Below are 24,494 nucleotides of genomic sequence, written 5' to 3' on the forward strand. Positions count from 1 at the left end.
TAGCCGACCGGCCCGATGACCCGCACGGCGTGAACCGCCCGTCCGGGTATCCCTGGCGACAACTTCCGACAGCGTGCCGTGGGACGTCCTGCCGTCGTTGGCCTGGACCGCCCCCACGCGGTGAGTGACGTGACCGGGCCTGAGGTTTGCGCTCCCTGAGCCGTGCAGAGGATTGCGGTATGGGTGATGACGCGACCATGCACGCAGCGGATGCGGCCCGCGACTACTACAACTCCGCCGACGTCGACGGCTTCTACACTTCTGTGTGGGGCGGCGAGGACATCCACACCGGTATCTACGAACACCTCGACGAGCCGGTCGCCCGGGCAACCCGGCGGGCCGACGCCCAGGTGGCCGCCCGGGTGGCCGACCTCCTCGGGCCGGGCCGAACCGTCCTCGACCTCGGCTCGGGCTACGGCGGCGCGGCACGCCACCTCGCCCAAAGCTTCGGCTGCCGCGTCGTCGCGCTCAACATCAGCGACGTGCAGAACCGGCGGCACCGCGAGCTCAACGCCCGCCACGGACTCGACACGCTCATCGACGTCATCGCCGGATCCTTCCAGGACATCCCCGCGCCGGACGGACGGTTCGACGTCGTCTGGACCCAGGAAGCCCTCGTCCACAGCGGCGACCGGGCGCACATGCTCTCCGAGGCGGTCCGCGTCCTCGCCCCCGGCGGCGCCCTGGTCCTCACCGACGTCATGGCGGCCGACGACGCCCACCAGGACGCGCTGCGCCCGGTGTGCGAGCGGCTCAACGTCACCGACCTCGCCACGCCCAACTTCGTCCGTGAACAGCTCGCCCGCCTCGGACTGGGACAGGTGCGCTTCGACGACCTGAGCGAGAACCTGCTCCCGCACTACGCCCGCCTCACCGCGGAGGTGCAGCGGAACAGCGAGGAACTCACCGGCGCCGTCGGCGAGGAGTACTTGGACCGGCTGCGTACTAATCTGCCCCTGTGGGTTCATGCCTGCGAGAACGGCCTTCTCTCCTGGGGGATCTTTCACGGCCGCCGCTGAGCAACACACGGTGCGCACATTCGCGCGAGTACCCTTGGGCCCGCTCAAGACGTCGCCCGCACCAGGAAGGCAAGCGAACTACCTTACACACACCGACCGTTCACCGCTGGACGAGTCATTCCGATGTGATTGGTAGCCGTAGGCGATCAGAGATCGCATGACCGGCTGCCGGGTCTTGTGGTTGTGCCAGATCGCCGTCGCACAGCGCGAGGACGCGCTGCGCGACGCGGACGGCGACGCCCTCGAAGGTCCGGTCGGCGTGCTGTTCCAAGTCGAGCTGGCCCTTGAGGGTGTCGTTCACCGACTCGATCAGTCGTCGCTTGAACGATGGCCGTAGTATCTCCGCCCCGCGCAGGGCCAGATCGGCCTCGAACTCCTTGGAGGCAAGCCCTTGTCCGTGGTCAGTAGCAGGCCAGGCCGGTAGGTGCCCCCTTCCGGTTCGCGGTCCAGCAGCGCCATCAGCACCTCGTGCTCGTCCAGCTTCGGGTTCGCCAGGGCCCACAGGATTGGCATGCCGGTCGGGAGGCACACCAGATACTGCCGCAGGCCCCAGAAGAAGCGGGAGTGGGTCGGTGTCCGTTGCGAGGAGCCGTATGGTCCGCTTGATCAGCGGTAGCGCGGCCCGCAGCCGCTTGCGCCGCGAACGGGTGACGCACCCCTCGACGCCGACGCGGATCGGGCAACAGCCGCAACCGATCCACCAGCGACACCCCCGCCACACCCTTCAAAGCGGGCGACTTGATCACGCAGACGGTGGCAGACTGACGACACATCGAAGCTCCGGTGGTATGAGGCGACTTGGGAAGGTCACCCCGTTCAACCGGAGCTTCGCTGCGTTCGTGACGGCCTGACCTGCACTCCTTGCACCGCCGCGACATGCGGACTCACATGATCACCGGGACTCCGAAACGCCCCTGCAGCAGCCAAGCCGAGGCACGCAGTCTCAACCATCAGCTGGGACCGAAGTGTCAAGCATCTCCCGGGACCGGGCAGGCTCCTTGACGCGTCGTGAGGAACAACCTTCTCTACGGGTTCAAGGCGGCCCGCATGCGCTGCCGACTTGCCCGGGCAGAGAAGTCTCGTCGATTGTCACAGCCACACGAGTCCGCTGTTCCTGCGCCCGCCCGGCCTGGAGGGCGCGGGCCATGGCCGCGTCCAGCGCGTCGCGGGTGTTGATGAGGTCTGTGATGTGGGACGAGAGCTTCTCGCGTTCCTGAGCCATCCGCTCCACCGCAGCCCGGGAGTTTTCGAGACTCGGCGAGTCCACACAGGGCAACAGCTCCAAGATCGTGCGGCTGGACAGCCCTGCTCCGTAGAGACGCTGGAGGAACAGAACCCGCTCGACGTCCTCCTCCACGAAGTGGCGTTGCCCGCGTGGACTGCGCTCGCTCGCGAGCAGGCCCTGCTGTTCGTAGTAGCGCAGGGATCTGACGCTGACGCCGCTGCGTTGGGCGAGCTCTCCGATACGCATATCCGTTACTCCTTGCAGTGGCGTTGTCCCGTCCACGTGACCCTTGTCGCGCGACTTGCCTCTGACATCAATGTCAGGTTCTAGCGTAGCTCGCAGGCCCGGAACACGGGAATCGCGGGGCAACGGCTGGGTCCTTTGGAACGGCCATGCCATTGAGAATGGGGTTATAGGACATGTCAATTCTCGTCACCGGAGCGACTGGACAGCTCGGGCGCCTTGTCGTGGAAAGCTTGCTCGACGCCGGCACACCCGCCAACGACATCATCGCGACCGGTCGGGACATCACCGGGATCAAGGACCTGGCCGACCGCGGTGTCGTGACGCGCCGGGCCGATTTCGCCGACGCTGACAGCCTTACAGCCGCCTTTGAGGGAGCTGACAAGCTGCTGCTGATCTCGGCCTCGATCCCCGTGGACGAGCGCTTCGCCAACCACCGGCGTGTCATAGACGCCGCCATGGCTGCAGGTGTGTCGCTGGTGGCGTACACGAGCATGGTGCAGGCCGACACGGCGACCACGATCCTCGCCGCCACCCATCGCGTCACTGAGGAGTACCTGCACGAGCGCGGCATCCCCAGCGTGGTGCTGCGCAACGGCTGGTACCTGGAGAACTACACTGCCCAGTTGCCCATGGTCCTGCAGCACGGCACTGTCGTCGGGGCCGCGGGCCGGGGAAGGGTCAGCGCCGCCGCCCGCGCCGACTACGCCGAGGCGGCTGCGGTCGTGCTGACCACTGAGGGCCACACCAACGCGGTGTACGAGCTGGGCGGCGACGAGGCGTTCACCCTGGCCGAGCTTGCCGCGACGGTCTCCACCGCCACAGGGAAGCCGATCACCTACACCGATCTGCCGGTGGACAAGTTCCGCGAGGCGCTGATCGGCGCGGGCCTGCCCACCGCGATGGCGGATGCCGTCGCCGACACCGACCTCGGCCTGGGCCGCGGTGAGCTGTTCACCGACTCCGGTGACCTGAGCCGCCTGATCGGACGGCCGACCATGCGCCTGTCCGAAGCGGTCGCCGACGCGCTGCGCTGACACTGCTTCCTTATACCGAAACCACTCAGCCTGCCCTATCCCCAACCAGCCGGAAAGGCACTTCACGATGTCTACCCGCACAACCACACACGCCGCCCTGCGGCGGTCGCTGCTCACCATCACCGCGACGTCCACCGCCCTGGCAGCCCTCGCGCTTCCCGCCACCGCCGCGGCGACCCACGACCGTGACGACAGCGGCTATACGATCACGATCAACGGCAGCAACGCCTACCCTGAGAGCATCACGGCCGACGACCACTACATCTACACCGGCAGCATCGACGACGGCACTGTCTACCGCGGGCGTCTGGGCTCGAAGAGGCTCGACCCGTTCCTGCCTGGAGGCCAGGACGGCCGCACGCAGGTCACCGGGGTCAAGGTCACCGGCAACCGCCTGCTGCTCGCTGGCGCCTTCACCGGACAGTTCTTCATCTACACCACCGCCGGCAAGCTCGTTTCCAGCTACACCGTCCCTGACACCGGCGAGAAGACGCTCGTCAACGACGAGGCGATCGCCCCCAACGGGGATGTCTACATCACCGACTCCTTCCGCGCCGTGGTCTACCGGATCCCGGCCGACGAGGTGAACGCCCCCGCCACCGGCACCCACCGGACGCTGCAGGTGGCCTACCAACTGCCGGACTACGTGGCCGGAACCTCCAACAGCAATGGCATCGTTGCCACTCCTGACGGCAAGTCCCTCATCATCGGCTACTGGTACAGCGGCGCGCTCTACCGGCTCACCCTCGCCACCGGCGAAGTCCGCAAGATCGACGCACCAGCTCTGACCAGCGCCGACGGCATCGTCCAGCGTGGCCAGACCCTGTACATCGCCCGGTCGGTCAACAACGAAGTTGCCACGGTGCGGCTCTCCGACGACGACACCCAGGCCACCGTCATCTCCGAACGCACCTACCCGGGAGCCGACACGACCACCGGGGTCACCGTCAGCGGAGACCGACTGCTGGTCACCAACTCCCAAATGAACAACTACCTGTACGGCGCTCCGCTGGAAAGCTCAGTATTCACCGTGGAGGACCTGCCGCTGCACTGACCTCGACCCCAAAGGGGTCCAGGTTCAGAGACCGCCGACACCGCCACCCCTACGAACGCCCCTCGCACCCCTCGGCCTCACCTGGCCGACAGCGATCCAACATCAAACGACTTTGCAATCGCCCTGGCCCGATGGGTGTGACACCTTCCTCGCGAGGGACGCTGAGGTGGAGGTCGCGGGATGCGAAGAGGGCACTGTGGCGTTCCGGTTCTGTCGCCGGCAACGGCACAGCGCTGGACATAGGTCTGCCTCCGCTACTCCGCCGACCCCCTCCTTCGCCTGACCAGTGATCGGGCGTGCCCGCCGGCCGAACCTTTTCGCTCGCGTGCTGAAAATGCTCGCTCCGTCGGTGAGCCCCGCGTACCATCGCCGCGCTCGGTGCCGCACCAGCCGGACGGGCTCGGCTAGCGACTCGCACCGGGTAAAAGAGGGATCAACTAGCACTCCAGCCGTAGTTCGTGATCTTCACGCTTGATTCGTGGCTTGCCGGCGGTAATGGCTGGCCTGGGCTCGGGCCTGATGGCGGCGTCGCCAGGCGGACCAGCCGAGCCGGTGGACCGCGTCTCGCACGGGCCGGGCGACGAGTGCCGTGAACAGTCGCTGGATCTCGTTGCAGGTGAGCGGGATCAGCCCATCCGGGGCGGGTTGGCGGGTGTGTTCGTCGGCGCGGACGACGGCGAGAAAGGCGTGGGCGAGCATGGCCAAGGTGACCCAGCGGGACGAGGAGGTGAAGCGGCGGACCTGGTGCTCGTCCAGTCCGGCCAGGCCCTTTCCGGATTGGAATGTCTCCTCCACCCGCCACCTCGACCCGGCGACCCGCACCAGCGCGGCCAAGGGCTTCGGGGCGGGCGACCAGCAGCGGTAGTAGGCGAGTTCGCCGGTGGTGCGGTTGCGGCGGATCGGCAACTGGTGGCTGCCGGGGCGGGGTTCGGCCAGGTCGATGACGGCCCAGTCGTAGAAGCGGTGCCCCTTGGCGCCGGTCCCTGCCGACAGCTTCTGCCAGGCCCGCTTCGGCACCTTCGCGGCCAGGGCATCCGCGCGGAACTTCCCGGCGCGGGCGGCGACTTCATGCGAGCTGGCTACGGCGAGCACGTAGCCGACCTGGCGCTCTTCCAGCGCGGCCCGCAATTTCGGGTTACCGCCGTAGACCTCGTCGCCTGTGACCCAGCCCACGCGGTGCCCGGTGTCGAAGAACCGGCCGATCATGCGGGCGGCCAGCTCCGGCTTGGTCGCGAAGGCGGTCTCCTCGGCCATTCCGGCGGCCCGGCAGCGCTCCGGGTCGCACGTCCACGAGCGGGGTATGTACAGCTCACGGTCCACCGCCGCGTGTCCCTGGAATCCTGCGTAGACGAGGTAGACGGCGACCTGCGCGTTTTCGATTCTTCCGGCGGTGCCGGTGTACTGGCGCTGGACGCCGACGGTGTGCCTGCCCTTCTTCACGTCCCCGGTCTCGTCGACGACCAGGACCGCGTCGTCGTCGCGCAGATGCTCCAGCACGTACGCGCGCACGTCGTCGCGCACGGCGTCGGCATCCCACTTGGCCCGGCCAAGCAGGTGCTGCATGCCGTCCGGGGTGGCCTCCCCTGCCCACTCGGCGATGCTCCAGCAGTTCTTGCGCGGCAGGTCCGACAGCAGCCCCATCACCAAGCCCCGTACCCGACGCCGGGGTTCAACCCGCGCGAACCGGCCCGCTATCCGGGACATCAGGAGCTCGAATGCCTCCTGCCAGCGGGCAGGGTCTACGCTGTGACCCGCGGCCATCGCATGATCTTCAGTCTTCACACACCGATGATCAACGGTGGCCGCAGCCTTCCCGCAGCCACTCCACCAACAAGATCACGGTCTACGGCTGGAGCACCAGGTCGCGCTGGTACCAGGTGCCAGCCTTACCACCGAGGTCAACCGGGTCGGCCGGGCCAACCGGAACGAACCCGGCCCTGGCAAGCACCCTCTGGGACGCGGCATTGCCGTGGGAGGTGGCCGCCCGCAGTGTGCGCAGCCCGTGCCGCGCCGCCGCCAGCCGGCATAGCTCCCGGACGGTCGCGGTCGCCACACCGCGACCGGCAACTTGCTGCGCGACCCGGTAGCCGAGCACAGCAGTGCCGTCCGCTAAGTCGTACAGGTTGAACCGGCCCAGAACCGAGCCATCCTCGGCGACGAGCACGTAGAAGGCGCTGATGCCGGCCTCTTGCTCAGCCAGCAAGGCGCTGTGCCGGCCGGTGAACTGGTCGAAGAACTCGTCGCCGCGGTCGGAGATCGAGGCAGCGAAGTAGGCGCGGTTCGCCAGCTCGAAGGCCAGGACCGCCGGGGCATGGTCAGCATGCAGCTGTTTCAGCTCGGGCATTGCCCGACTCTACCCAGCCGGTGCGCTGCGGCCACTTGAGTTTCCGCCAGCAGCCGACAGTTCCAAGACCAGGGCACCTAACGATCTACGGCTGGAGTACTAGGGTCTGTGTGGTGTTGTGATCAATCTTCGGGTCCGTCCCCGTACGAGGGCGGGACCCGGTAGGACGGTGGTCGTGACGCGCAGGCAACTCGCCGAGGACCAGTGGAAGTTCGTCGAGCTCTACCTGCCGATCGGCGGGTTCGGCCTGTACCCCGAGCGGCTGCGGGAGCAGTTTGAGGGAGTGATCCGGCGGTTTAGGTCCGGCGCCCAGTGGCGGGATGTGCCCTGCGAGTTCGGTCCTTGGCCGACGGACTACGGCCGTTTCCGGGTCTGGCGGGACGCTGGCGTCTTCACCACGCTGTTGGAATGCCTGATCGGCGAGGCCGCCGCATAGGCACCGCCGGCGGCCGCGGCGAGCACCACGCCGAGCGCCGAGTTCATCAAGACGGCCCTGCGCCGCCGGGGGAGCACCATTATGGTTGCGATCCTGGCCACCCGGTCCCTTCGAACTCCGGGCAGCTGTCTGGGATTTCCCTGGGAGTGCGACCCGCTGTACCGCCCCGTCAATCCCCCATCAGTGCCCCCGAACCGGACCATCGGACGGTGTGGCGCCGCACGCCTTCCCAGGAAACTCACCGATCGTTCCCAGGGCGCCTCCACCCGCGTGGGGTTCAGTCGTTTTGTGTCCCTCATGGTCGGTGAGTCTGTGGACTCGAACCGGTGCTGCCACCAGGCCCCCTGACGCTGGATCGGGTCGATACCCGTCCGCCCAGTCTCATCGGCGACCGCTCAGGCGACTGCGAAGCTCATGGGTACCACCCACAGCCCGCTGGCCGCCGTCGTCGGTGCGGGAGAGGGCGCCGAGCCTGGGCTGCCGGAGGCTGTCACCTTCCCGGGGAGACCCAGGTCACATTCGTCGATGTCACAGGGGGGCGGGCTACCTCGTCTGAGGGGGTGTAGCCACTGACGACCACGGAGGAGCACACCATGGACGCGCGACTGAACTACTTCGCCAGCCCGACCGCCGGCAAGGCGCTCAAATACTTCATGTCGGCGGGCAAGGCGCTCAAGGACTCGCCGCTGCCGGCCGCGACGCAGGAGCTGGTGGCGCTGCGCGTGAGTCAGATCAACGGCTGCGCCGTCTGCATCGACATGCATACCAAGGAGGCCGCTGCTGCCGGCGAGACCTCGGTGCGGCTGAACCTGGTGGCGGCGTGGCGGGAGGCCACGGTCTTCACCGAGGCCGAGCATGCCGCGCTTCAGCTGGCGGAGGAGGGGACCCGGGTCGCGGATGGGGCCGGTGGGGTCAGCGACGAGGTGTGGGCGTACGCCGCCAAGCATCACGACGAGGAGCAGCTCACCGCCCTGGTGGTCCTGGTCTCCTTCATGAACATGGTGAACCGGGCGAACATCATCGCCCGGCAGCCGGCCGGCAACTACGAGCCCGGGCAATTCCACTGAACGGCATCAGCGACTGGCTCTTCGGTCCGGCTGCGGGCTGCGGGCTGCGGGCTGCGGGCTGCCAGCCCCGGGCTCAGGGGGCGTTACTCTGGCCTGCCGGGGTCCGGATGATCACCAGAAGGTGTCTGCCCCGGCGAGTACGGCCGGGCGGGAGGGCATCTGGGGGAGGGAAGTCGGCGTGAGCAAGGTCGAGGAGTTCGAGGAACTGCGGCCGCTGCTGTTTTCGATTGCCTACCGGATTCTGGGCAGTGTGGGTGAGGCTGAGGATGCGGTGCAGGAGACGTGGCTGCGGTTTGACGGCTCGGTGACCCGGCCCACGTCGACCAAGGCCTTTTTGTCGGCCGCGGTGACGCGGATCTCGATCGATGTGCTGCGTTCCGCGCGGGTGCGGCGGGAGGAGTACGTGGGACCGTGGTTTCCCGAGCCGCTGCTGAGCGATCCGTATCAGGATCCGGCGCGGTCGGCGGAGCTGGCCGACTCGGTGTCGATGGCGGCGCTGCTGCTGCTGGAGCGGCTCAGCCCGCTGGAGCGGGCGGTGTTTGTGCTGCGGGAGGTGTTCGCCTTCGGGTTCGACGAGGTCGCCGCGGCGGTGGGGCGTTCGCAGGCGGCATGCCGACAACTGCTGGTGCGGGCGCGGCGGCATATGGAGGCCGGGCGGCCGCGGTTCGCAGCCGACTGTCAGGAGCGGCAGGAACTGGCGACGCGGTTCTTCGACGCGCTGAAGGACGGCGATGTGGGCGGGCTGCAGCATCTGCTGGCCGCCGACGTGCAACTGGTCGGGGACGGCGGCGGCAAGGCCCCGCAGCTGGCCAAGGCTCTCATGGGCGCGGAGAACGTGGCCCGGGTGCTGGGCACGATCTTCCCCTGGCTGATCCGGATCGGCGTGACGTTCGAGCCACAGGAGGTCAACGGCCAGCCCGGCGCGATCTTCCGTAACCGGGACGGCAAGATCGTGCACACCCTGGCCCTCGATGTGCTCGACGGGCAGATTCAGACCATCCGCGTGGTGATCAATCCCGACAAGCTCGCCCACATCGGGCCGGTCGCCGACGCCTGGGCCGTCGACCGCGAGTGGAGGCAGGCCCGTCGGCAGATGAACTGACCTCGACAGTGGTGCACGGCCGGCTCGTTCACCGGCAGATCATGTCAGCGGCCACAGGGTGCTCATGATCTTCTCGACGGTCGCCTCGCAGATCGCGTCCTTCACATGTGCGTGGATGGGGTGGACGCGCGGTGGGCCTGACCTGGGCGGTGAGCCCGAACACCGCCGACGGCGAGGTGTCAGCGCGCTGCGGGCGGAGCCTGGCGCCCGGCACTGCCCAGGCGCCGGGCCCCGTGTGTGTCAGCGGCAACCGGTAGACGACGTGGACCACGCGGTACCCGGCCGCGCGAAGGCCTCGATGCCGGCCATGTTGCCGATGGGCACAGCGAGTTGGACCGCCGTCAGGGCACCACGGGATCGCTGGGGTTCTTTGGCGGCTGCGACTGGGTGTGCAGAAGGCGGACCATCGGCGCCCGGTGCGGCGTGCAGCCAGCTGCTGGCGGAGCCCCCGGTTCTGAAGCGTGAGCTGGTTGACCACCCGGACCAGGTGCTCGACATCGGTCTGCAGGGGGCGAGTTGCCGGCCGTCCCGTTCGCGGAGTTCCTTCAGCTTGGTGACCTGCTGGCGCAGGCGCTTTTCGGCGTCTGCGGGTTGCCCGCGTTCTGTGACCTTGGCGTAGAACTCGCTCATGAGGTTTATGCGGCGCAGAGTGAGCGCGTTGCGGGGGACCTGGGCTTCCTGGGCCAAGGCAACGATGGCCAGGCAACGATGGCCAGGCGCCGATGGTCAGGGCACCGTTGGATTGCTGCGGGGTGCCGCCCGGTGGGCCGCAGCGCCGACGTCGCCGGCCAGGTCCTCGTGGAGGGCGGTGAGGCCGCTGAGCAGGAGCCAGCGCCATGGGCGTCTGGCGCTGGATACCGATCAGCCGGGTCAGCGGACCTTCCAGGCCATGCTGTGGGACTGCTTCTCCAGCCGAGATCTGCAACACCCGTGGGACCGCGACGGCGGCCGCTCGTTCCGTGATCTGATCCTGTACTTCCCCTACATCGCCCTGTGGGCGGACGGGTTGTTCATCAGCACCAACACATCCGGTCGTGTGTCCAGCTACCTGCTGCCGTGAGGCCGGACCTTCTCCGACGGTTCATACGAGCACAGTGGCATCCCTGGACCAGGGGTCGTCGCGGACGGCAAGCGGACGCTCGTGCCCTGGCACCTGCCGACGGGCGGCCCGCTCGTGCTGCAGGACACCAACTCCAGCCTGTCGGGCTCGCATGATGCGCTTTCCCCTCGAGGGCGAAGCCGAGGTCAGCCGCCGCGACGAAACTGGCGACGGCCCCCGGGTGGTGTGGCGCGAAGACAGGCTCACAGCCGAGGAGGAGGCCCCCGCCGGGCCGTCCTGGGTCACCCGCAAGACACAGACCGCGGCGGCTTCGGTGCCGAAGCAGACGGAGTCGACCCTGAGTCAAGTGGGGCTTGGTGTACCGGTGTTGCCAGCTCTCCTGCCTTCGCCTGATCGGCGGCCACGTCACGGCGGCGCTGGGTGAGGGCTGGACGCTGGTGGAGACACGCGAGGCGGTCGTCGGCGACGCGTGGGCGGCTCGTAAGCCGAAGGGGGAGCGGTCGGGTGTGCCCGTCTGCGCCGCCTACGGCTGACGCAAAGTTGTCTAGTCAAGTTTGGTCCTGGTTCCCCCACTCGACAGCGGCGCCCGGTACCTATGTCCCGCTCATCGCGCACAGCCAGGCCGTAACAGCATCACCCTCACGGCACCCTCACCAACGGGACGAGGTACACGAATGAAACAGCGCTGGAGATCCCTCGGCGGCCTACTCGCCCTCATCGGCGCACTGATCGTCTGGGCCCCCGCCCCTGCCCAGGCGGCGGTCAGCAGCGGCAACCTGATCGTCAACGGCGACGCGGAGGCCGGCGGCTACTGCACCAACGACTGGGGCGCGGCCACCACCGTGCCCGGCTGGACCACCGAGGCCGGCGGCCCCAACGTCATGTGCTCCACCGCAGGGTCCTTCGGGCTGCCCAGCGACGGCCAGACGCCCGGTAAGGCATTCTTCGGGCCCGGCAACTTCGGCGACGGCGCCATGACACAGACCGTGGACGTCTCCTCGGCCGCCACGGCCATCGACGGCGGCGCGGTGAACTACAACCTCTCCGGCTGGCTCGGCGGCTGGACCGTCTACAGCGGCTACGTCGCGGTCAGCCTGCACTTCCACGATGCGAACGGCCGCCCGATCGGCGCGACCGCCAAGCTGCCGACGGTCTCCGCGACCGACCGCGGCCTGGCCACCACGTTCCTCTCCCGCAGCACCACCGGCTCGATCCCCGCCGGGACCCGGTCCATCCAGGTCGAGGTGCAGTTCCTGTCGACGTCCAACGAGACCGGCTACCTGGACAACCTCTCGCTCACCGTGAACACCCCGGTCACCGCGCCGGCCCCACTCGCCCCGCCCGCATCGAGCGTGCCCGGCTACGACCATGTGTTCATGGTCATGATGGAGAACACCGACTACTCCGAGATCATGAACGATCCATCGGACACCCCCTACATGCACAATCTGATGGGCCAGGGCGCGACGCTGACCGACTACCACGGCGTCTACCACCCCAGCGACGAGAACTACCTCGCCGTCGCGGGCGGCAACACCTACACCAAGGGCGCCACCTACTGGCCCAACATCAACTCCCCCGAGCGCAACCTGGGCGACACCCTGGAGGCGACCGGCAAGAGCTGGAAGGCCTACGAGCAGGGCATGGGCACGCCCTGCAACACCAACAACAACTACGACAGCTCCTACATGCCCGACGACGCGCCGTTCATCAACTACACCGACATCAGTGGCAACGCGTCCCGCTGCGCGGCGCACCTGTTCGACACCTCGCAACTGACCACCGACCTGCAGTCGGCCGCGACCACACCGAACTTCTCCTGGATCGCCGCCGACGACTACTACGACGGCGAGGGCTCCGGCAACGGCAACTCCACCAGCCTGAAGACGCAGGACGGCTGGCTGAAGCAGACCCTCGCCCCGGTGCTGGCCTCCCCCGCCTGGACCCAGCAGCGTTCACTGCTCATCCTGACCTGGGACGAGAGCGAGAACGAGGCGTACAACCACGTAGCCACCGTGGTCCTCGGCTCGCAAGGCACCGTATCGGCCGGGACCAGCAGCCCGAGCCATGACGACCACTACGGCATCGCCCGCACCATCGAGGCGGCTCTCGGCCTGCCCGGTCTGACAGCCAACGACAGCTACGCGACACCGCTGAACGCCGCCTTCGTGCCGTCCGCCGCCACGACGCCGACGCTCACCGGCGACCTGAACGCGGTCGCGAACGGCGGCAATGTCACCTTCCGGTACACGGTGCCGTCCGCCGCGCAGGTGAGTGCGAAGAACTGGATCGGCATCTACCCGGCGGGCGTCACCCCCGGCCAGCAGTCCGCGCTGACCTGGGCCTACGCCCCCAACGCCAGCGGCACGGTGACCTTCTCCACCGGCAAGCTGTCCGGCGCGGGCACGTACGACGTGTACTACCTCGCCAACGACGGCTACTCGGTGCTGGCCGGACCTTTCTCACTGTCCGTCGGCTGATCCGCCGGTAGCGGTCACAGGCCTGCGCGCTCAGCCCCACTCGATGTCGCCGCCCAGCGGCGCTCGACCTTGGCCAGGCGCCAGTAGCCGAGCGCGCAGGCCTGAAACCAAGAAGCGGGGCGGCCAACCGCCCTTGAGCACGAGTCGCTCATCGGCGGGCTTCCCAGCGTCTTCGGCCACCTGTCGCTGGAGAGATCACAGGTCAGTCAGCGGCTGTCCGGCGCTCTAGGCACGGTGCGATTGCCGCCGAAGGGGATCGCACCATCCCCGGGCGACCCCGCTTGCGGACTTCCCCGATCGCGGCGCCCCAAACCGAGCCCATCGGCTACGTGCCTGAGCCGCCCCACGGCGAAGCCCTGTCGTGCGAGGCGGCGTTGTAGTGCCTCAGCACCATGCGGGCCCGGGTGACTTGCGGGCCTTCCAGTGTCGCGAAACACGGATGAGTGCTGAGGGCATGGGCCACCTCGCGCCGCCGTGCCCATAGGGCCTCGGCGGACAGCTCATCACGCGCTTCGGCCTCGAACACCCCTCCTCACCCGCCTCGCCACCACCCACCTCACCGTCACCAAAGCGTGGGTCGACACCGGCTACAAGAACCAGGCCGTCGAACACGGCGCCCAACTCGGCATCGACGTCGACGTCGTACCACGAAACAGGCAGGTCAAAGGCTTCTCGGTACTACCACGACGCTGGGTCGCACAACGCAGCTTCGACTGGCTCATGATGCACCGCCGACTGGCCCGCGACTACGAAACCAAACCAACACACTCCAAGAGCGTGATCCGCCTCGCCGCGATCTCCGACCTCGCCAAACGGGCAACCGGTGAAACCATCACAACCTGGCGAAACGCATATAGCGCAATCACTCGCGAACTACGCGAACCAGACGTCCTTCAAAGGCCCGGCCACCGCCTGCGGGGGCTCAGGGGGTGGGTAGGCCGCCCGGGTGGGCAGGGCGGCCGAAGCGGACTGGCACCCCGGGGGAGTACAGCACGCTCGCCGGCGGCCCGACCGGCGACGGTAGCCCGGCGGCAGTTACCAACTCATCCTCGCAGTACAGGAGTTCGGCCCGGTGCAGTGGCCAGTGCGGGTGGGTGTTGGGCAGATACACCGGTCGGCTGAAGAAGGCGTGGTGCATTCCCCAGCGGGCGGTCAGGAAGTGTTCGAGGGCGGTCGGCTCCTCGATCCGCTCGCCGACCCGCACCCCGATCCGGCAGCGCACCCCGCGCGGCCCGGGCCAGCGTCGGCTGCTGGTGTAGCTGATGGTGTCCGCGTCGCGGTGGATCGCCATGCTGGCCCACATGTAGGGGAGCCGGAAGGCGCTGCGGGCGATGGCCACCGGCAGCAGACGCGATGCCTCCAGCGAGCGGAACACCACGCCGCGTCGGCCGTGCCGGTCCACCGAGTAGAGCCGCACGTTGGTCTCTGAAAAGGTGCCGAGGTACGGGATACCCGGCATCTTGAACCAGCCCACCCGGTACATCCGGAACGCCACCAGGCCGACGTAGGTGAGCCCGTCGTGCGTGTCCGGCACGGTCCCGGCCGGCAGCAGCGGCGCCACGTCCGCAGGGTCGGCGGCCCAGTGCAGGAACGACAGGTCGAGCCAGGACTGGGTGAGCAGTGTGTCCGGCACCTCGCGCACCGGCTCGGGCGTTATGGGCTCCGCAGGGGCAGGGGCGAGCGACATCGCATCAGCGTCGCACATCCGTCCGGCCGTCGACGCGGGGACCCCCGGCCAGCCCGTCGTAGCGCATGCCGCGCCGCTCCCGCTCCCACGCGCGTCTTCCGTGCATCTGGCGGAACGGGCCCGCTCCCACGCGCGCGTCTGGGCTGTCGCGAGCGGGGCCGGCGCCTTGGTCGACGCGGCGCGGTGCATCGAACCGATGCCTACTGTTACTGCGGTTATCGTGACTCAGGGATCCGGGATTGCAATCAGGTACTCAGCCAGCCCAGCAGTCGGCAGAAGATCAAGTACAGCAATGGTAGACCCACGAACCGGGATCATGCCCGGGGCGCGGCCGTTCGCAAAGCCGCTGGTCAGTCGCTGTACGGCAGTAAGGACACCCTTCAGGGCGGGCCTGGTCGCCGCGGGTTCGCTCTGCTCCCCCTCCAATCCGTTGGGAGCGGGAGGGGGCTGACGGGGTGAGCGGCACGAGGGCGGGGTCGATACTGGCGGCGGTTGACGCCCGGCTTTGGGATAAGGAGCGCGGTCTTGCCCGGCCGTACCCGTTGGTGTGCCGGGTTGTATGACTAGGTGATGGGCCGTCGCGAGGCTAATGCGCCGAGAATGAGCCGTCCTGGGCTCGGGGGAGGGGCCTGGGGTGGTGCACGAGGGGGACAGGCGGCCAGGGCAGGTTCGATCAATTCATTCATTCACGGCGTTGATGCGACGACGGAGCGCGTCCTGTTCTACGCCTTGCGGTGTCGGCCGCGCCCTGGGGCCATTGGTCGGAACGCAGGCTCGGCTGGTTCCAGGCCCGCAGGCTCGTTCTTGGGCGGGTGCAGGATCTTCTGCGCCTCTTTGAGGTCGGCGGCCAGCGCGGCGAACTCCCAGGCGGTTCCGTTCCACCGCTGGATCAGCCGAGGCTGGTCTGGGTCAACATGCTGGCCGCGAAGTGGCCCGTAGGCGTGAACGGCCTGTAGGCGGCCGATCTTCGCGTCGTGGCGGGCCAAGTAGGCGTCCAGGGGCTCTTCCTCGTGCATGTCGCGCTTTCTCCTATTGGTGACTCGCGTATCGGTCCCCGCCTGGAAGCGGCTAGCTCGGGGGATGCTAGTCGCTCCGACGGTACGCGAGGTCCTGATCGTGCCTTTCCCGTCAGATAGGGAGCTGCCAGGAAGGGCCATCCGGCTTGCGGTACCAGACCTGCTGACCGGCCGGACTGATCGTGAGGCCGAAGTCCTCTCGGGAGGGAGTTTCGTCCGGGAAGGTCGACGCCAGTTCCTCAACCGTGTCCCAGAGCCTATGAGGACCGATCTGCCGGACCTTCCCCCGACATGGGCACTGGCCGTTGAGCCGTTATCCGTCCACAGCCCCACGCCGGTGAGGTCGCCGTTGTCGTCGCGCCAGGAACACGAGTTGTATCCGGGGAGCGCGAGAGACATCGGGAACTTCAGACGGTCGAGCACTTCCTTCACGGGCACAGCAGTTGTCTCGGCGGATCGGACTTTGAGGCTCCCCAACGACTTTGCTGCTCAATTCCGTGTGCGGGTTGTCGTGTTGAGGAGATGATCGCTTGTGTGGTCGTTGTCCTGTCGTGCCGGCCGCGGGAGTGGTGTGGATGTCGATGCAGCCGAAGGGGTTGCCGCAGGTCCCGGAGCAGACCGTGGCGGTGGCGCGGGCAGCGTTTCCGAAGGGCAGCCTGGCCGCGTGGGAATCTGGACTGACGCGTTTATCGGCCCGCTGAGTCGGCCTTGCTCTCGGTCGAGTGTTTCGGGCGCCTGCTGGCCGACCTGGCCCGCGAACGGATCGTCCGGATGCCCTGGACACTGGTGGCAGGCGATCTCTGCGTCAACTCCGAGTTGCTGCGGGTCGGTGTCGTCGAGCAAGCACGCTTTGACAACCTTCGCCCCGGCACGCACCTCGCCTCCGACGAACTCCCCGCGTGGTGGTAGGACGACCCTCCGCCGTGGGGACTGTCCCGCGAGCAGGCGCGCGTACTGGCGAGGGGGGATGCCATCCTCGATGTGCTCCCCGCGCTGCGTGAGGCCCCGTACGGGACTGAGGACATCGCCGTTGCCTTCTACAGCTTGGACTTCACCAACCCCGCCATCCTCGACCCCTACTGGGTCGAAGACGGCCGAACCGTCCTGGCCTGCTACGCCCTGGCCACCGCGCAGTTGCGCCCCGTGGACTTCAACTCCACCGGTGAACCAGGGGGGCCGACGCACCCTGTTCAAACATGCGTGGTCAACACCTTCAAGCTCGTTGACCGCGGCCCCTGCCCGGCGATCGAACAGGTTGTCTCCCGCCACTTCGGCTACGCGCTGGTCTGCGGCCAGACGTGAGGCTGAGCGCCACCAGCCGCTATGCGGCACGCCGTCCGTCTTCGGCTCAAAGCCCGGCCAACCCAGATGCGCTCGGTGTGGGAAGCAGCGCGCGCAGCACTGAGCGACAGCTGAGCCGCGACCTTCTCGATGGCTCCGCAGGACGACGGAGGCATACCGATATAGCGCTGTCAGAAGGCCACCTACCGCAGGAGTTTCCGGCATGACGGTCAGTCACCCACTTCACCGGCTCTCAGGGGCGTTAGCCGTGAACATCAACAACTGCCAGTATCCGGGGCTGGCGTGGGCTGTCCCGGTGCCCAGGTTGATCACGGTAACGGCGGCCGCTGTCGCCAGCAGGCCCCGAACGCTTCTCGGAATGCGCGTCGATTCCTCAGCCCGCTACAAGACTGACGGCCCGGGCGATCGAGCATGCTGCGAATCGAGTTGTCGGCACAGGGCCTGGCAAGAATCCAGTTCGTATCCGCGCCGGCATCGTTACCGCGGTGCCCCGCCCGGTGCCGGGCAGACCAGAACCTATGACGGCTGCGGGCGGCGCGAAGGTCCTCGTTGCACTGTGAAGCGGTCCCTCCGTGCCGGATCGCACAGCGAGCCCGTTGTTCACCCGCCGGGGCCCGGATAGTCTCCGGCCGAACGGCCTTTCGGTCGTCTTTCGGGGGGATGACATGTACGGTGATGATCCGCGTGCGGACACGGCGACCGCAGGCGGGCGGACTCGACGGGCCGACGACGTGCTGGACATGCAGCGTGTCGCCCGCCGAGGTGGCACTGCGCAGTTGCTCCAATGGCTGGCTGTCCGTACCGGGGCGGCCGCCCTGCTGGTGAATCGGTCGGGCGTCGTGGCCTCTCCGCCCTCGTTCCCCGTTGGCGAGGCCGAGCGTGATCTCGTTCTGCGCGGGGTCCGAGAGATCACGGCGCGGGGACTGAAGTCCGCGGCGATCGACCAGGAAGGCCTCGCTTGCGTCGTCCTTTACCTCGACGGGCCGCCAGGCGCCTGCGTGCCCCTTCTCGCCGCCGTGATGCCGCGGCCGGCACCGCCTGAACTGCCGCTGCTGCTCGCGGATGCCACATCCGTCCTGAGTCTGTGCTGGCAGGTGGAACACGCCAGGCGGCAGCAGCGTCGGCTGCGGATCGCCGATGCTCGAACCCGGGAAGCCGTCCTGCACCTGCTGATGAACGGTCATACGACCGCCGCACGCCAAGTCGCGGGAGCGCTGCGACCCGCGCTGCCCGACGTGGTGCGGGTGTACGTCATCGAGGGACCGCCCGCGGCACGCGGCACGGTGGCGGGCGCGCTGGCCAGGGTGGTCGTGGACACGTGGATCGTGCCGTGCCCCGTGTACGCCGACCACATGATGGTGCTCGCGCCCGCCAGCTCCGAGGCCCACACCGACAGCCCTCCGCAGTGGGCATGGCCCTCGTCCGTGGCGGATACCTGCTGGATCGGGGTGAGCGACGTCGTGCCGTTACGCGATACCGCCACCGGCTACGCCCAGGCCTTCCACGCCCTCGCCGCTGCGCGCCACCGCACCGAACGGCTCGCCTCGTTCGCGGGCCACCCCGACCTGGCCCTCACCATCGGGCCGGCCGCGGCGGCCTGGGCCGGGGTCTTCCTTGCGCCGCTGCACGCCCACTGCGCCCGTCGTTCGCAGGACCCGGACGGCACGGAACTGCTGGCCACCGCAGCGTCATGGCTCAGTTTCTCCTCCCGCGCGACGGCCCATCTGAAGATCCACCGCAACACCCTGACGGCGCGTCTCACCCTCATCCAGGACCTGCTGGGGCTCGACCTGAACCGGCTCGCCGACCAAGCCGCACTGGCGCTCGCACTACGCACGAGCGCCGCAGACATCCAGCCCCGCCCGCATCATCGCACGAGAGGGGGTGGGGGGACGGCACCGTCCCTGGACGAACTCCTCGCGCTACCCCATGTCGTGGCATGGGCACAACGACAGTTCCATCCCCTACAGACGCCCGGCATCCCAACCTGCATCGCGCAGACGCTCACCACCTGGCTGCGCCTCGACGCACGCATCGGCCCGACAGCCGCTGCGCTGTCCCTCTCGGCATCCGCGGTGCGCAAACGCCTGACACGGAGCGAAGCACTGCTCCAACGCTCCCTGCTGCGGTCCCCCAGCGCCATCCACGACCAGTGGCTCGCACTACGGGCCCTCGACCTCGCCTAGCCAAGCGAAGTGCTGCGTTCCACTTTGCCGGCCGGTCCGGGAGCGCATGATGAGGCTACTTGCGGCGGGGCGGGCGCGGCCGTCGGGTGGGCCCAGGGCGGCTCCCGGCGCTGACCTGCCCGTTGGGGTTCAGAAACGGCGGCTTCTAAGCTTGGCTTTAAGCCCCACCAAGAAATGATCTCGGTGGGGTTTCCCCTGTTGCCGCTGGTTCTGGCGGCTGTCCGCCGCACAGCCGCACTTGGCAGCGTTGTCTTTCGGTCGAATCATCTTGATCCCCACGCCCCGACCAGTCACTCCGTCAGACCGTCCGGAGGGCGACGAACTGGCCGAACTCGCGTGACAGCGAGGACCGAGCGCGTCGGGCCGGGCCGATCAGGTGAATGACCGGCCTGCGGTGCACCCGTTCATAGCGGACGGGCAGGCATACGGGCACGGGTTCCTGCGAGGAAAGGATTGTTCTGTGCGCCGTGCTCTGATCGTCGTCGATGTGCAGAAGGACTTCTGCGAGGGAGGCAGTGTTCCGGTGAAGGGCGGCGCGGACAGGGCTGTCGCCATCGCCGGCCTGGTGCGGCGCGCTGACGGGGGTTACGCGCATATCGTCGCCACCCGCGACCACCACATCGACCCGGGGGCTCACTTCTCCGAGCACCCGGACTTCCAGGACTCCTTCCCCGTGCACTGCGTCGTCGGCAGCGAGGGAAGCGAGTTCCATCCGAACTTCGAGCCCGCCGTCGACTCCGGGGCCGTCGACGAAGTCTTCTACAAGGGGGCGCACTCCGCCTCGAAGAGCGGTTTCGAGGGTTCGGCCCAGGACGGCACGTCACTGGCCGACTGGCTGCGTGCCCGCGACGTCAGCGATCTCGACGTCGTCGGCATCGCCACCGACCACTGCGTGAAGGCCACCGCGTTGGACGGCGTACGCGCGGGCTTCGCGGTACGGGTCCTGCTCGACTACACCGCCGGCGTTGCCGCCGACACCACCAGCACGGCGATCAGCGAGCTGCGCCACGCAGGTGTGGCGCTGAGCGGCGAGCCCGTCGTCCTCGCCTGAAACAGTTGCCACTTCTGCCGTGGGACCGGCAGGTCCCTCGCGGCCGCGTGAGCCGTTGCCGAAGGAGGCTGACGGTCCCTGGTGGTTGTCTGTGCCCGACAGGCTCCGGGGTCAGCGCACCACGGCCGCGGTGCAGGGCATCTGCCGCCGCCACGGCGAGAAGGAGTTCGCCGGATGGCTGGCCGAACAACGGCAGCAAGACCGGCACTTCGGCGACCTCAAGCGCGCCGATGCCCTGGCGGCCTTGCGCACCGCGCTGGACAGCTGGGCACCGCGGGCCGGCGCCCAGCTGCCGATAGCGACGACGTACTTTCGGCGGTGGTCCAACGCCTTTTGCCCGTCAGTGAGTTGACGGGCTGGAGCTGTCCACCCAGGACCGCCTCGTCTACCAGCAGGTGTTCGACCCGGAGTTTCCGCAGCCGTGGTCCGCCTACCTCGAACACCGCTCCCAGTATCCCGCCGACGGCGCGCCGGGCCTGCCGCTGGCACAGCGGCTGGCCCACGCCACCGGCGGGGGCCTGCCCGCCCATCAGGTGTTCCGCCCGGCGGTGGATTTGCGGGATGAGGCGAGCGTGGCGCTGCTGCTGGCCGACGAGATCCCGCAGGACCGGCAGCGGTCGCCCGGTACGCCGAAGCCCTCGCGCTGGCTCGCCGCAGTCGCCCCGGGTTCTCGACCGCGGCCGTGACACGGACGCGAACCCGTACAACCTGCTCGTAGGTCCGGACCGTGCGTGGTTGGTCGACTGGGCGATGCCCGCAGCCGGCCCGGCGTGGGTGGACGTGGCGTACACGGCGGTGCGGCTGATGGAGGCGGACGTGCCAGCGCGGCACGCGCTCTCCTGTGCGTCGCAGTTCCGTTCCTGGCGGGACGCGAATCCCGAAGCGGTGGAGGCGTTCGTAACCGGCACGTGCCGTCAGTGGGAGGCGCGCATCGGGTCGGCGGCGGCCCGGCCGTCGAACGCCCGGTTCGAGGCGCTCCTTGAGGGGACGCCCGTGTCGTAGCACCAGCAAGCAGCAGAACGGCTCCTACACCGCCCGGCCGAGTGACCAGAGGGATTGTGGCCCGCTGGTTCACGGCACACCTGACCAACCCAGTGAAGGAAGGCCCGGGAACCGGCGAAGGGCCGCAGTCGTGCGGTGCTCCGGCTCCCCGAACGGGGCCGGTTCGCCGACTCAGAAGGTCACTCTTGGCCTGCCGCGGACCGGCAGTCGTTCCACAGGGCGGCGAGGCGGGCCGGGATCTGGGCGATGGCGGCACACCCCCGAGGACCGGCGGGGAAACTGTCGCTGGCCACATAGCGCCAACCGGCGCCCGGGCGATCGACGAAATACTTCATCGCAGCTCCGTCATCCTGCAGGGCGACCTGCTCCGCCTCCGTGCTGCCGGGAGTGAGCTGGACGCGGGTTCCGGCGTAGAAGACCCCGTCGCAACTGCCGTAGTAGAACGTGCCCTTGACCGGGGCGATGTGGGCGAGGGGCGGTTGAGCCTGTCTGCGGTAGGCCGCCGTGACGCTCGCCTTGACGGTGGGTGACGCTGGCAGCGACCGGCAGCCGCCAGCCTTGGCCGAAGAGCCGACGGCAGTGTGCCTGGCCGAAGTACCCACCGCCGGGGACGCCACGGCCGACGAAGAAGGCGTCTGCGCCGCGTTCGGACTGCTGCTGTTCGCAGTGCTGCTGTTCTGCGTGCAGCTCGTGAGCAGGGCCACCGCGGCAGCGGCCATCCCCAGAGCGGCACCGCGGTACAGGGAACGGTTCCGGCGTGTCATTTCGAACCAACCTCTCTCGATACGTTCACATAGGCCCGAGATGGCGTAACTCGGATACGTTCTCCCGGCCTTGGACATCAAGACGCTGCGCCATGCGCTGCGGGTTCACCGCGTCCGTGTCAGCTCGCCGGCTCACCCGGCCGGTACAGCACGTTCCGCCGCCGCGGGCCGTCGGGCCTACGCCAACTGAATCGGCGAGACGGAATGAAGCGCATCGAAGTGGAGCGTAAGCGCCAACTCTCCGACGGCGGAGAGCGCCTGGCGGGACTGCTCGTCGAACTCGGGCGGCAGGCCTCTGGGCCGGTGACCGAGGTGGACACCTACTTCAGCCGCCGAGACGTGGACTACACGCAGACCGTGGAGTGCCTCCGGGTGCGGCAGCGTGGCGGTTCGCAGAGGTCATGTACAAGCCGCCGTCTGACGAGGCGACTCACGGCGCGACACATGTGATCTCGAAGTCGGAGACGAACGTGACCCTTGGCCCCGGGCAGGCCGCGCAGGCGGAGCAGTTGCTGGAGTGCATCGGCATGCGGCAACTGGTCCGGGTGGAGAAGACCCGCGTCGTGTACCGGCATCCGGCGTACCGCGAAGTGGTGGTCGCCGTCGACACCGTCGCCGGGATCGGGTCGTTCGTGGAAGTCGAGGTCATCAGCGCGGACGCGCCGGAGGCCGCTGAGCTGGTGGGGCAGGTCGAGGCGCAACTCGACCTGCAGGACTGCCCTCCGGTGGACCTGCTGTACCGGACTTGGCGCTCGGGCGGTTCCCGACTGGTTTGTGAAGTTGCCGCGTGGGACCCCTTTGGGAGGAGGTGTGTCAGTGGGGCGTGGCAGGGTCGCATCCATGAGTGAAGAAGCAGCGGAACGCCTGCCCGACTGGCTCGGCGGCTCGGTCATTCGTCAGCCTGGCAAAAGCTCATCTACGCCGGAAATGTCGTCTGAGGCGTGGGCTAGCCAGCACAACGCCGCTGAAGCGCAGCTGAGAGGCAACATCAACTGAGACGGCGGCCCGATGCCGTCTCACAAACCGTTGCATCTGCCCACGTCAGGACGTCGAACACAGGCAAGATCGAATGAGACGGGACAACGGCTGTGCGACTCCATGAGCCAGTAGAGCTCCCTCCCGCAGAGGCTGGAGGACGAAATCGCAAGGCAGGCACGGAACCGCGCGGCCGCGGGCAGTGGCCGTGCCGGCTGCCCGCGGCCGCGCCGCTGGCTCAGCGGACGTGCACCGTCACCACTTCGGAGCCGTGCAGGCGCACGGGGTGGTGGTCGTGCTTGCTGGTCAGGCCGTAGAGCACCGCACGGAATTTCAGGTCGCCGCGGCGCGCGGACGTGCCGTGTGCGGTGACGCGCGCGTCGCCCTTGGCCGGGGCACTGCAGTTCTCCTGGTGCCATCCCTCGCCGAAGCCGTTCTCCTCCAGGCACAGCTGGTGCAGGTAGCCGGCGCTGTCGTCGGTGCCGTGCGCCGTGACGGTGATGGTCTTGCCGACATGCGCCGTGTGCGGCGCCGTGATGCCGACACCGCCCTTGGCGAACGCCGGCGCGGCGGCCAGAGTCACTGAGGCCAGACCCAGCGCACCGATCACGGCCACACGGCCGCCCCGCGCCTTCATCCCGGTCTTCTTCGTCCTGGTCATGGACTTCCCTCCCGTGGGATCTCCCCGGTGAGACCCACCTCTTCGCCAAGGCGCCCGGTGCGCCTCGCTGATCACCCACACGAGCCGGCCGTCCCGCCCGGTTGCACCTCGCCCGGCGCCGTTACGGATCCACGACAAACCCGCCGACCAGTCCTGATGCCGTCAATGGCCGCCGAATCGCTTCTCGGGAGCGGAAGCCCGCGACCTACGCGGTCCGATATCGCGAACAGGCAGATACTGCCTCGCCCCCTGCCGGAAACGTGGTGGCAAGCACGGCGAGCCGTTGCTGTGCTCCCCGCGCTGCGGGCGGCCCCCTACGGGGCCGAGGACATCGCCGTCGCCTTCTCCAGTCTGGACTTCACCAACCCCGCCATCCTCGACCACCAGTGGGTCGAAGCGGCCGAACCGTCCTCGCCTGCTGCCACCTGACCACCTCACAGTTTGGTGGTTTTGCCGGTTTCTGGGCCGGCGTCGGCGCCGACGGTGGATCGGGGCGCGACGGGCATCGCGCTGGGTTCGGGTACGTGCGGCCAGCAGTTGATGTCCGAAAGGGCAGACATGTATGAAGCGTTCGGGTTCTGCTGCGAGAATGTTCGTCGCGTATGAGGTGCAGAAGGCGTTCCATCTTGCGAGCCGGCATCAGCTTCTCGACCTCACGAAAACCGAGCGGAAAGCGGTAGTGCAGCCACACGCAATGCGAGATGATCTCCGCCGGGTGCCGGAACCCTTTGTGTGACGGCACTCCAGCCCCCACGACAGCCCCTCCCGACAATCCGTGACCTG

27 protein-coding genes and 4 pseudogenes are annotated in these 24,494 nt (G+C 68.3%); 21 read left to right on the plus strand and 10 right to left on the minus strand.

What is annotated here, in order from left to right:
- Positions 1–179: 179 nt before the first annotated feature.
- Positions 180–1,019: an SAM-dependent methyltransferase gene (locus P2L57_RS31315; protein WP_275820278.1), complete on the plus strand. Its 840-nt coding sequence runs from the start codon at positions 180–182 to the stop codon at positions 1,017–1,019.
- A 78-nt stretch (positions 1,020–1,097) separates the two neighbouring features.
- Here the strand turns inward: P2L57_RS31315 and P2L57_RS41195 are convergent.
- Positions 1,098–1,653 (minus strand): annotated as a pseudogene (locus P2L57_RS41195) (transposase family protein); the annotation flags it as partial.
- Between the two features lie 399 nt (positions 1,654–2,052).
- Complete coding sequence (locus tag P2L57_RS31325) at positions 2,053–2,490, minus strand: MerR family transcriptional regulator (RefSeq protein ID WP_275820282.1); 438 nt, start codon at positions 2,488–2,490, stop codon at positions 2,053–2,055.
- Positions 2,491–2,663: 173 nt separating this feature from the next.
- Here P2L57_RS31325 and P2L57_RS31330 point away from each other — a divergent pair, with 173 nt between their 5' ends.
- Both P2L57_RS31330 and P2L57_RS31335 read left to right on the plus strand, forming a co-directional pair.
- Positions 2,664–3,524, plus strand: a complete 861-nt coding sequence (locus P2L57_RS31330) for an SDR family oxidoreductase (RefSeq protein ID WP_275820284.1) — start codon at positions 2,664–2,666, stop codon at positions 3,522–3,524.
- A 67-nt stretch (positions 3,525–3,591) separates the two neighbouring features.
- Entirely contained in the window at positions 3,592–4,578 is a 987-nt protein-coding gene (locus P2L57_RS31335) for an SMP-30/gluconolactonase/LRE family protein (protein WP_275820286.1), read from the plus strand.
- A 465-nt stretch (positions 4,579–5,043) separates the two neighbouring features.
- On the opposite strand, the gene P2L57_RS31340 is transcribed toward P2L57_RS31335, so the two are convergent.
- Positions 5,044–6,339 carry an IS701 family transposase gene (locus P2L57_RS31340; protein WP_425574873.1) on the minus strand — a complete coding sequence of 432 codons (1,296 nt, stop codon included), beginning with the start codon at positions 6,337–6,339 and terminating at the stop codon, positions 5,044–5,046.
- A gap of 82 nt (positions 6,340–6,421) precedes the next feature.
- Complete coding sequence (locus tag P2L57_RS31345; protein ID WP_275820288.1) at positions 6,422–6,922, minus strand: GNAT family N-acetyltransferase; 501 nt, start codon at positions 6,920–6,922, stop codon at positions 6,422–6,424.
- A 175-nt stretch (positions 6,923–7,097) separates the two neighbouring features.
- Between P2L57_RS31345 and P2L57_RS31350 the strand changes: the two are divergent.
- From P2L57_RS31350 to P2L57_RS31375, 6 genes and pseudogenes are all read left to right on the plus strand, one after another.
- A pseudogene (locus P2L57_RS31350) lies at positions 7,098–7,352 on the plus strand (transposase); the annotation flags it as partial.
- A 599-nt stretch (positions 7,353–7,951) separates the two neighbouring features.
- Positions 7,952–8,425 (plus strand): carboxymuconolactone decarboxylase family protein, encoded by a 474-nt coding sequence (locus P2L57_RS31355; protein WP_275820290.1) that lies wholly within the window; start codon positions 7,952–7,954, stop codon positions 8,423–8,425.
- A gap of 178 nt (positions 8,426–8,603) precedes the next feature.
- Positions 8,604–9,527: an RNA polymerase sigma-70 factor gene (locus P2L57_RS31360; protein ID WP_275820292.1), complete on the plus strand. Its 924-nt coding sequence runs from the start codon at positions 8,604–8,606 to the stop codon at positions 9,525–9,527.
- Positions 9,528–10,335: 808 nt separating this feature from the next.
- Positions 10,336–10,587, plus strand: coding sequence for a hypothetical protein (locus P2L57_RS31365; protein WP_275820294.1), 252 nt, complete (start codon positions 10,336–10,338; stop codon positions 10,585–10,587).
- Between the two features lie 356 nt (positions 10,588–10,943).
- On the plus strand, positions 10,944–11,120 hold the full coding sequence (locus P2L57_RS31370; protein WP_275820296.1) for a hypothetical protein: 177 nt from the start codon (positions 10,944–10,946) through the stop codon (positions 11,118–11,120).
- Positions 11,121–11,261: 141 nt separating this feature from the next.
- Positions 11,262–13,067: an alkaline phosphatase family protein gene (locus P2L57_RS31375; protein ID WP_275820298.1), complete on the plus strand. Its 1,806-nt coding sequence runs from the start codon at positions 11,262–11,264 to the stop codon at positions 13,065–13,067.
- Between the two features lie 325 nt (positions 13,068–13,392).
- Here P2L57_RS31375 and P2L57_RS41260 read toward each other — a convergent pair whose 3' ends face one another.
- Complete coding sequence (locus tag P2L57_RS41260; RefSeq protein ID WP_504987674.1) at positions 13,393–13,593, minus strand: DUF8825 domain-containing protein; 201 nt, start codon at positions 13,591–13,593, stop codon at positions 13,393–13,395.
- Between the two features lie 2 nt (positions 13,594–13,595).
- Between P2L57_RS41260 and P2L57_RS40925 the strand changes: the two are divergent.
- Positions 13,596–13,916 (plus strand): annotated as a pseudogene (locus P2L57_RS40925) (IS5 family transposase); the annotation flags it as partial.
- A 73-nt stretch (positions 13,917–13,989) separates the two neighbouring features.
- Here the strand turns inward: P2L57_RS40925 and P2L57_RS31385 are convergent.
- Both P2L57_RS31385 and P2L57_RS31390 read right to left on the minus strand, forming a co-directional pair.
- Positions 13,990–14,754: a YqjF family protein gene (locus P2L57_RS31385; RefSeq protein ID WP_275820300.1), complete on the minus strand. Its 765-nt coding sequence runs from the start codon at positions 14,752–14,754 to the stop codon at positions 13,990–13,992.
- 722 nt (positions 14,755–15,476) lie between these two features.
- On the minus strand, positions 15,477–15,770 hold the full coding sequence (locus tag P2L57_RS31390) for a DUF6087 family protein (protein WP_275820302.1): 294 nt from the start codon (positions 15,768–15,770) through the stop codon (positions 15,477–15,479).
- A 708-nt stretch (positions 15,771–16,478) separates the two neighbouring features.
- On the opposite strand from P2L57_RS31390, the gene P2L57_RS31395 reads away from it, so the two are divergent.
- From P2L57_RS31395 to P2L57_RS31425, 7 genes are all read left to right on the plus strand, one after another.
- Positions 16,479–16,679 carry a hypothetical protein gene (locus tag P2L57_RS31395; RefSeq protein ID WP_275820304.1) on the plus strand — a complete coding sequence of 67 codons (201 nt, stop codon included), beginning with the start codon at positions 16,479–16,481 and terminating at the stop codon, positions 16,677–16,679.
- A gap of 72 nt (positions 16,680–16,751) precedes the next feature.
- Entirely contained in the window at positions 16,752–17,072 is a 321-nt protein-coding gene (locus tag P2L57_RS31400; RefSeq protein ID WP_275820306.1) for a hypothetical protein, read from the plus strand.
- A 665-nt stretch (positions 17,073–17,737) separates the two neighbouring features.
- The gene (locus tag P2L57_RS31405; RefSeq protein WP_308292529.1) at positions 17,738–19,258 is read left to right on the plus strand and encodes a helix-turn-helix domain-containing protein; all 1,521 of its coding nucleotides are present in this window, start codon (positions 17,738–17,740) and stop codon (positions 19,256–19,258) included.
- A 460-nt stretch (positions 19,259–19,718) separates the two neighbouring features.
- Positions 19,719–20,309, plus strand: a complete 591-nt coding sequence (locus P2L57_RS31410) for an isochorismatase family protein (protein ID WP_275820308.1) — start codon at positions 19,719–19,721, stop codon at positions 20,307–20,309.
- A gap of 91 nt (positions 20,310–20,400) precedes the next feature.
- Positions 20,401–20,661: a hypothetical protein gene (locus tag P2L57_RS31415; protein WP_275820310.1), complete on the plus strand. Its 261-nt coding sequence runs from the start codon at positions 20,401–20,403 to the stop codon at positions 20,659–20,661.
- 43 nt (positions 20,662–20,704) lie between these two features.
- Positions 20,705–20,995 (plus strand): hypothetical protein, encoded by a 291-nt coding sequence (locus tag P2L57_RS31420; RefSeq protein WP_275820312.1) that lies wholly within the window; start codon positions 20,705–20,707, stop codon positions 20,993–20,995.
- 49 nt (positions 20,996–21,044) lie between these two features.
- Positions 21,045–21,311: a hypothetical protein gene (locus P2L57_RS31425; RefSeq protein WP_275820315.1), complete on the plus strand. Its 267-nt coding sequence runs from the start codon at positions 21,045–21,047 to the stop codon at positions 21,309–21,311.
- A 179-nt stretch (positions 21,312–21,490) separates the two neighbouring features.
- Here P2L57_RS31425 and P2L57_RS31430 read toward each other — a convergent pair whose 3' ends face one another.
- Positions 21,491–22,075 carry a hypothetical protein gene (locus tag P2L57_RS31430; protein ID WP_275820317.1) on the minus strand — a complete coding sequence of 195 codons (585 nt, stop codon included), beginning with the start codon at positions 22,073–22,075 and terminating at the stop codon, positions 21,491–21,493.
- A 204-nt stretch (positions 22,076–22,279) separates the two neighbouring features.
- On the opposite strand from P2L57_RS31430, the gene P2L57_RS40930 reads away from it, so the two are divergent.
- The 3 genes from P2L57_RS40930 to P2L57_RS31440 are packed head-to-tail and all read left to right on the plus strand — an operon-like array spanning position 22,280 to position 23,071.
- The gene (locus tag P2L57_RS40930) at positions 22,280–22,525 is read left to right on the plus strand and encodes a CYTH domain-containing protein (protein WP_344185402.1); all 246 of its coding nucleotides are present in this window, start codon (positions 22,280–22,282) and stop codon (positions 22,523–22,525) included.
- Entirely contained in the window at positions 22,477–22,923 is a 447-nt protein-coding gene (locus P2L57_RS31435; RefSeq protein WP_344185404.1) for a CYTH domain-containing protein, read from the plus strand. The genes P2L57_RS40930 and P2L57_RS31435 overlap by 49 nt, the downstream gene beginning before the upstream one ends.
- Positions 22,916–23,071, plus strand: coding sequence for a hypothetical protein (locus P2L57_RS31440; protein WP_275820319.1), 156 nt, complete (start codon positions 22,916–22,918; stop codon positions 23,069–23,071). Before P2L57_RS31435 ends, P2L57_RS31440 begins: the two co-directional genes overlap by 8 nt.
- Before the next feature lie 217 nt (positions 23,072–23,288).
- On the opposite strand, the gene P2L57_RS31445 is transcribed toward P2L57_RS31440, so the two are convergent.
- Positions 23,289–23,711 (minus strand): hypothetical protein, encoded by a 423-nt coding sequence (locus P2L57_RS31445; protein ID WP_275820321.1) that lies wholly within the window; start codon positions 23,709–23,711, stop codon positions 23,289–23,291.
- A 288-nt stretch (positions 23,712–23,999) separates the two neighbouring features.
- On the opposite strand from P2L57_RS31445, the gene P2L57_RS31450 reads away from it, so the two are divergent.
- On the plus strand, positions 24,000–24,140 hold the full coding sequence (locus P2L57_RS31450; protein WP_275820386.1) for a hypothetical protein: 141 nt from the start codon (positions 24,000–24,002) through the stop codon (positions 24,138–24,140).
- A 199-nt stretch (positions 24,141–24,339) separates the two neighbouring features.
- Here the strand turns inward: P2L57_RS31450 and P2L57_RS31455 are convergent.
- Positions 24,340–24,465, minus strand: a pseudogene (locus P2L57_RS31455) (IS6 family transposase); the annotation flags it as partial.
- Between the last annotated feature and the right edge of the window lie 29 nt (positions 24,466–24,494).

The organism is Streptantibioticus ferralitis, from assembly GCF_029223525.1.
Classification (GTDB): domain Bacteria; phylum Actinomycetota; class Actinomycetes; order Streptomycetales; family Streptomycetaceae; genus Streptantibioticus_A; species Streptantibioticus_A ferralitis.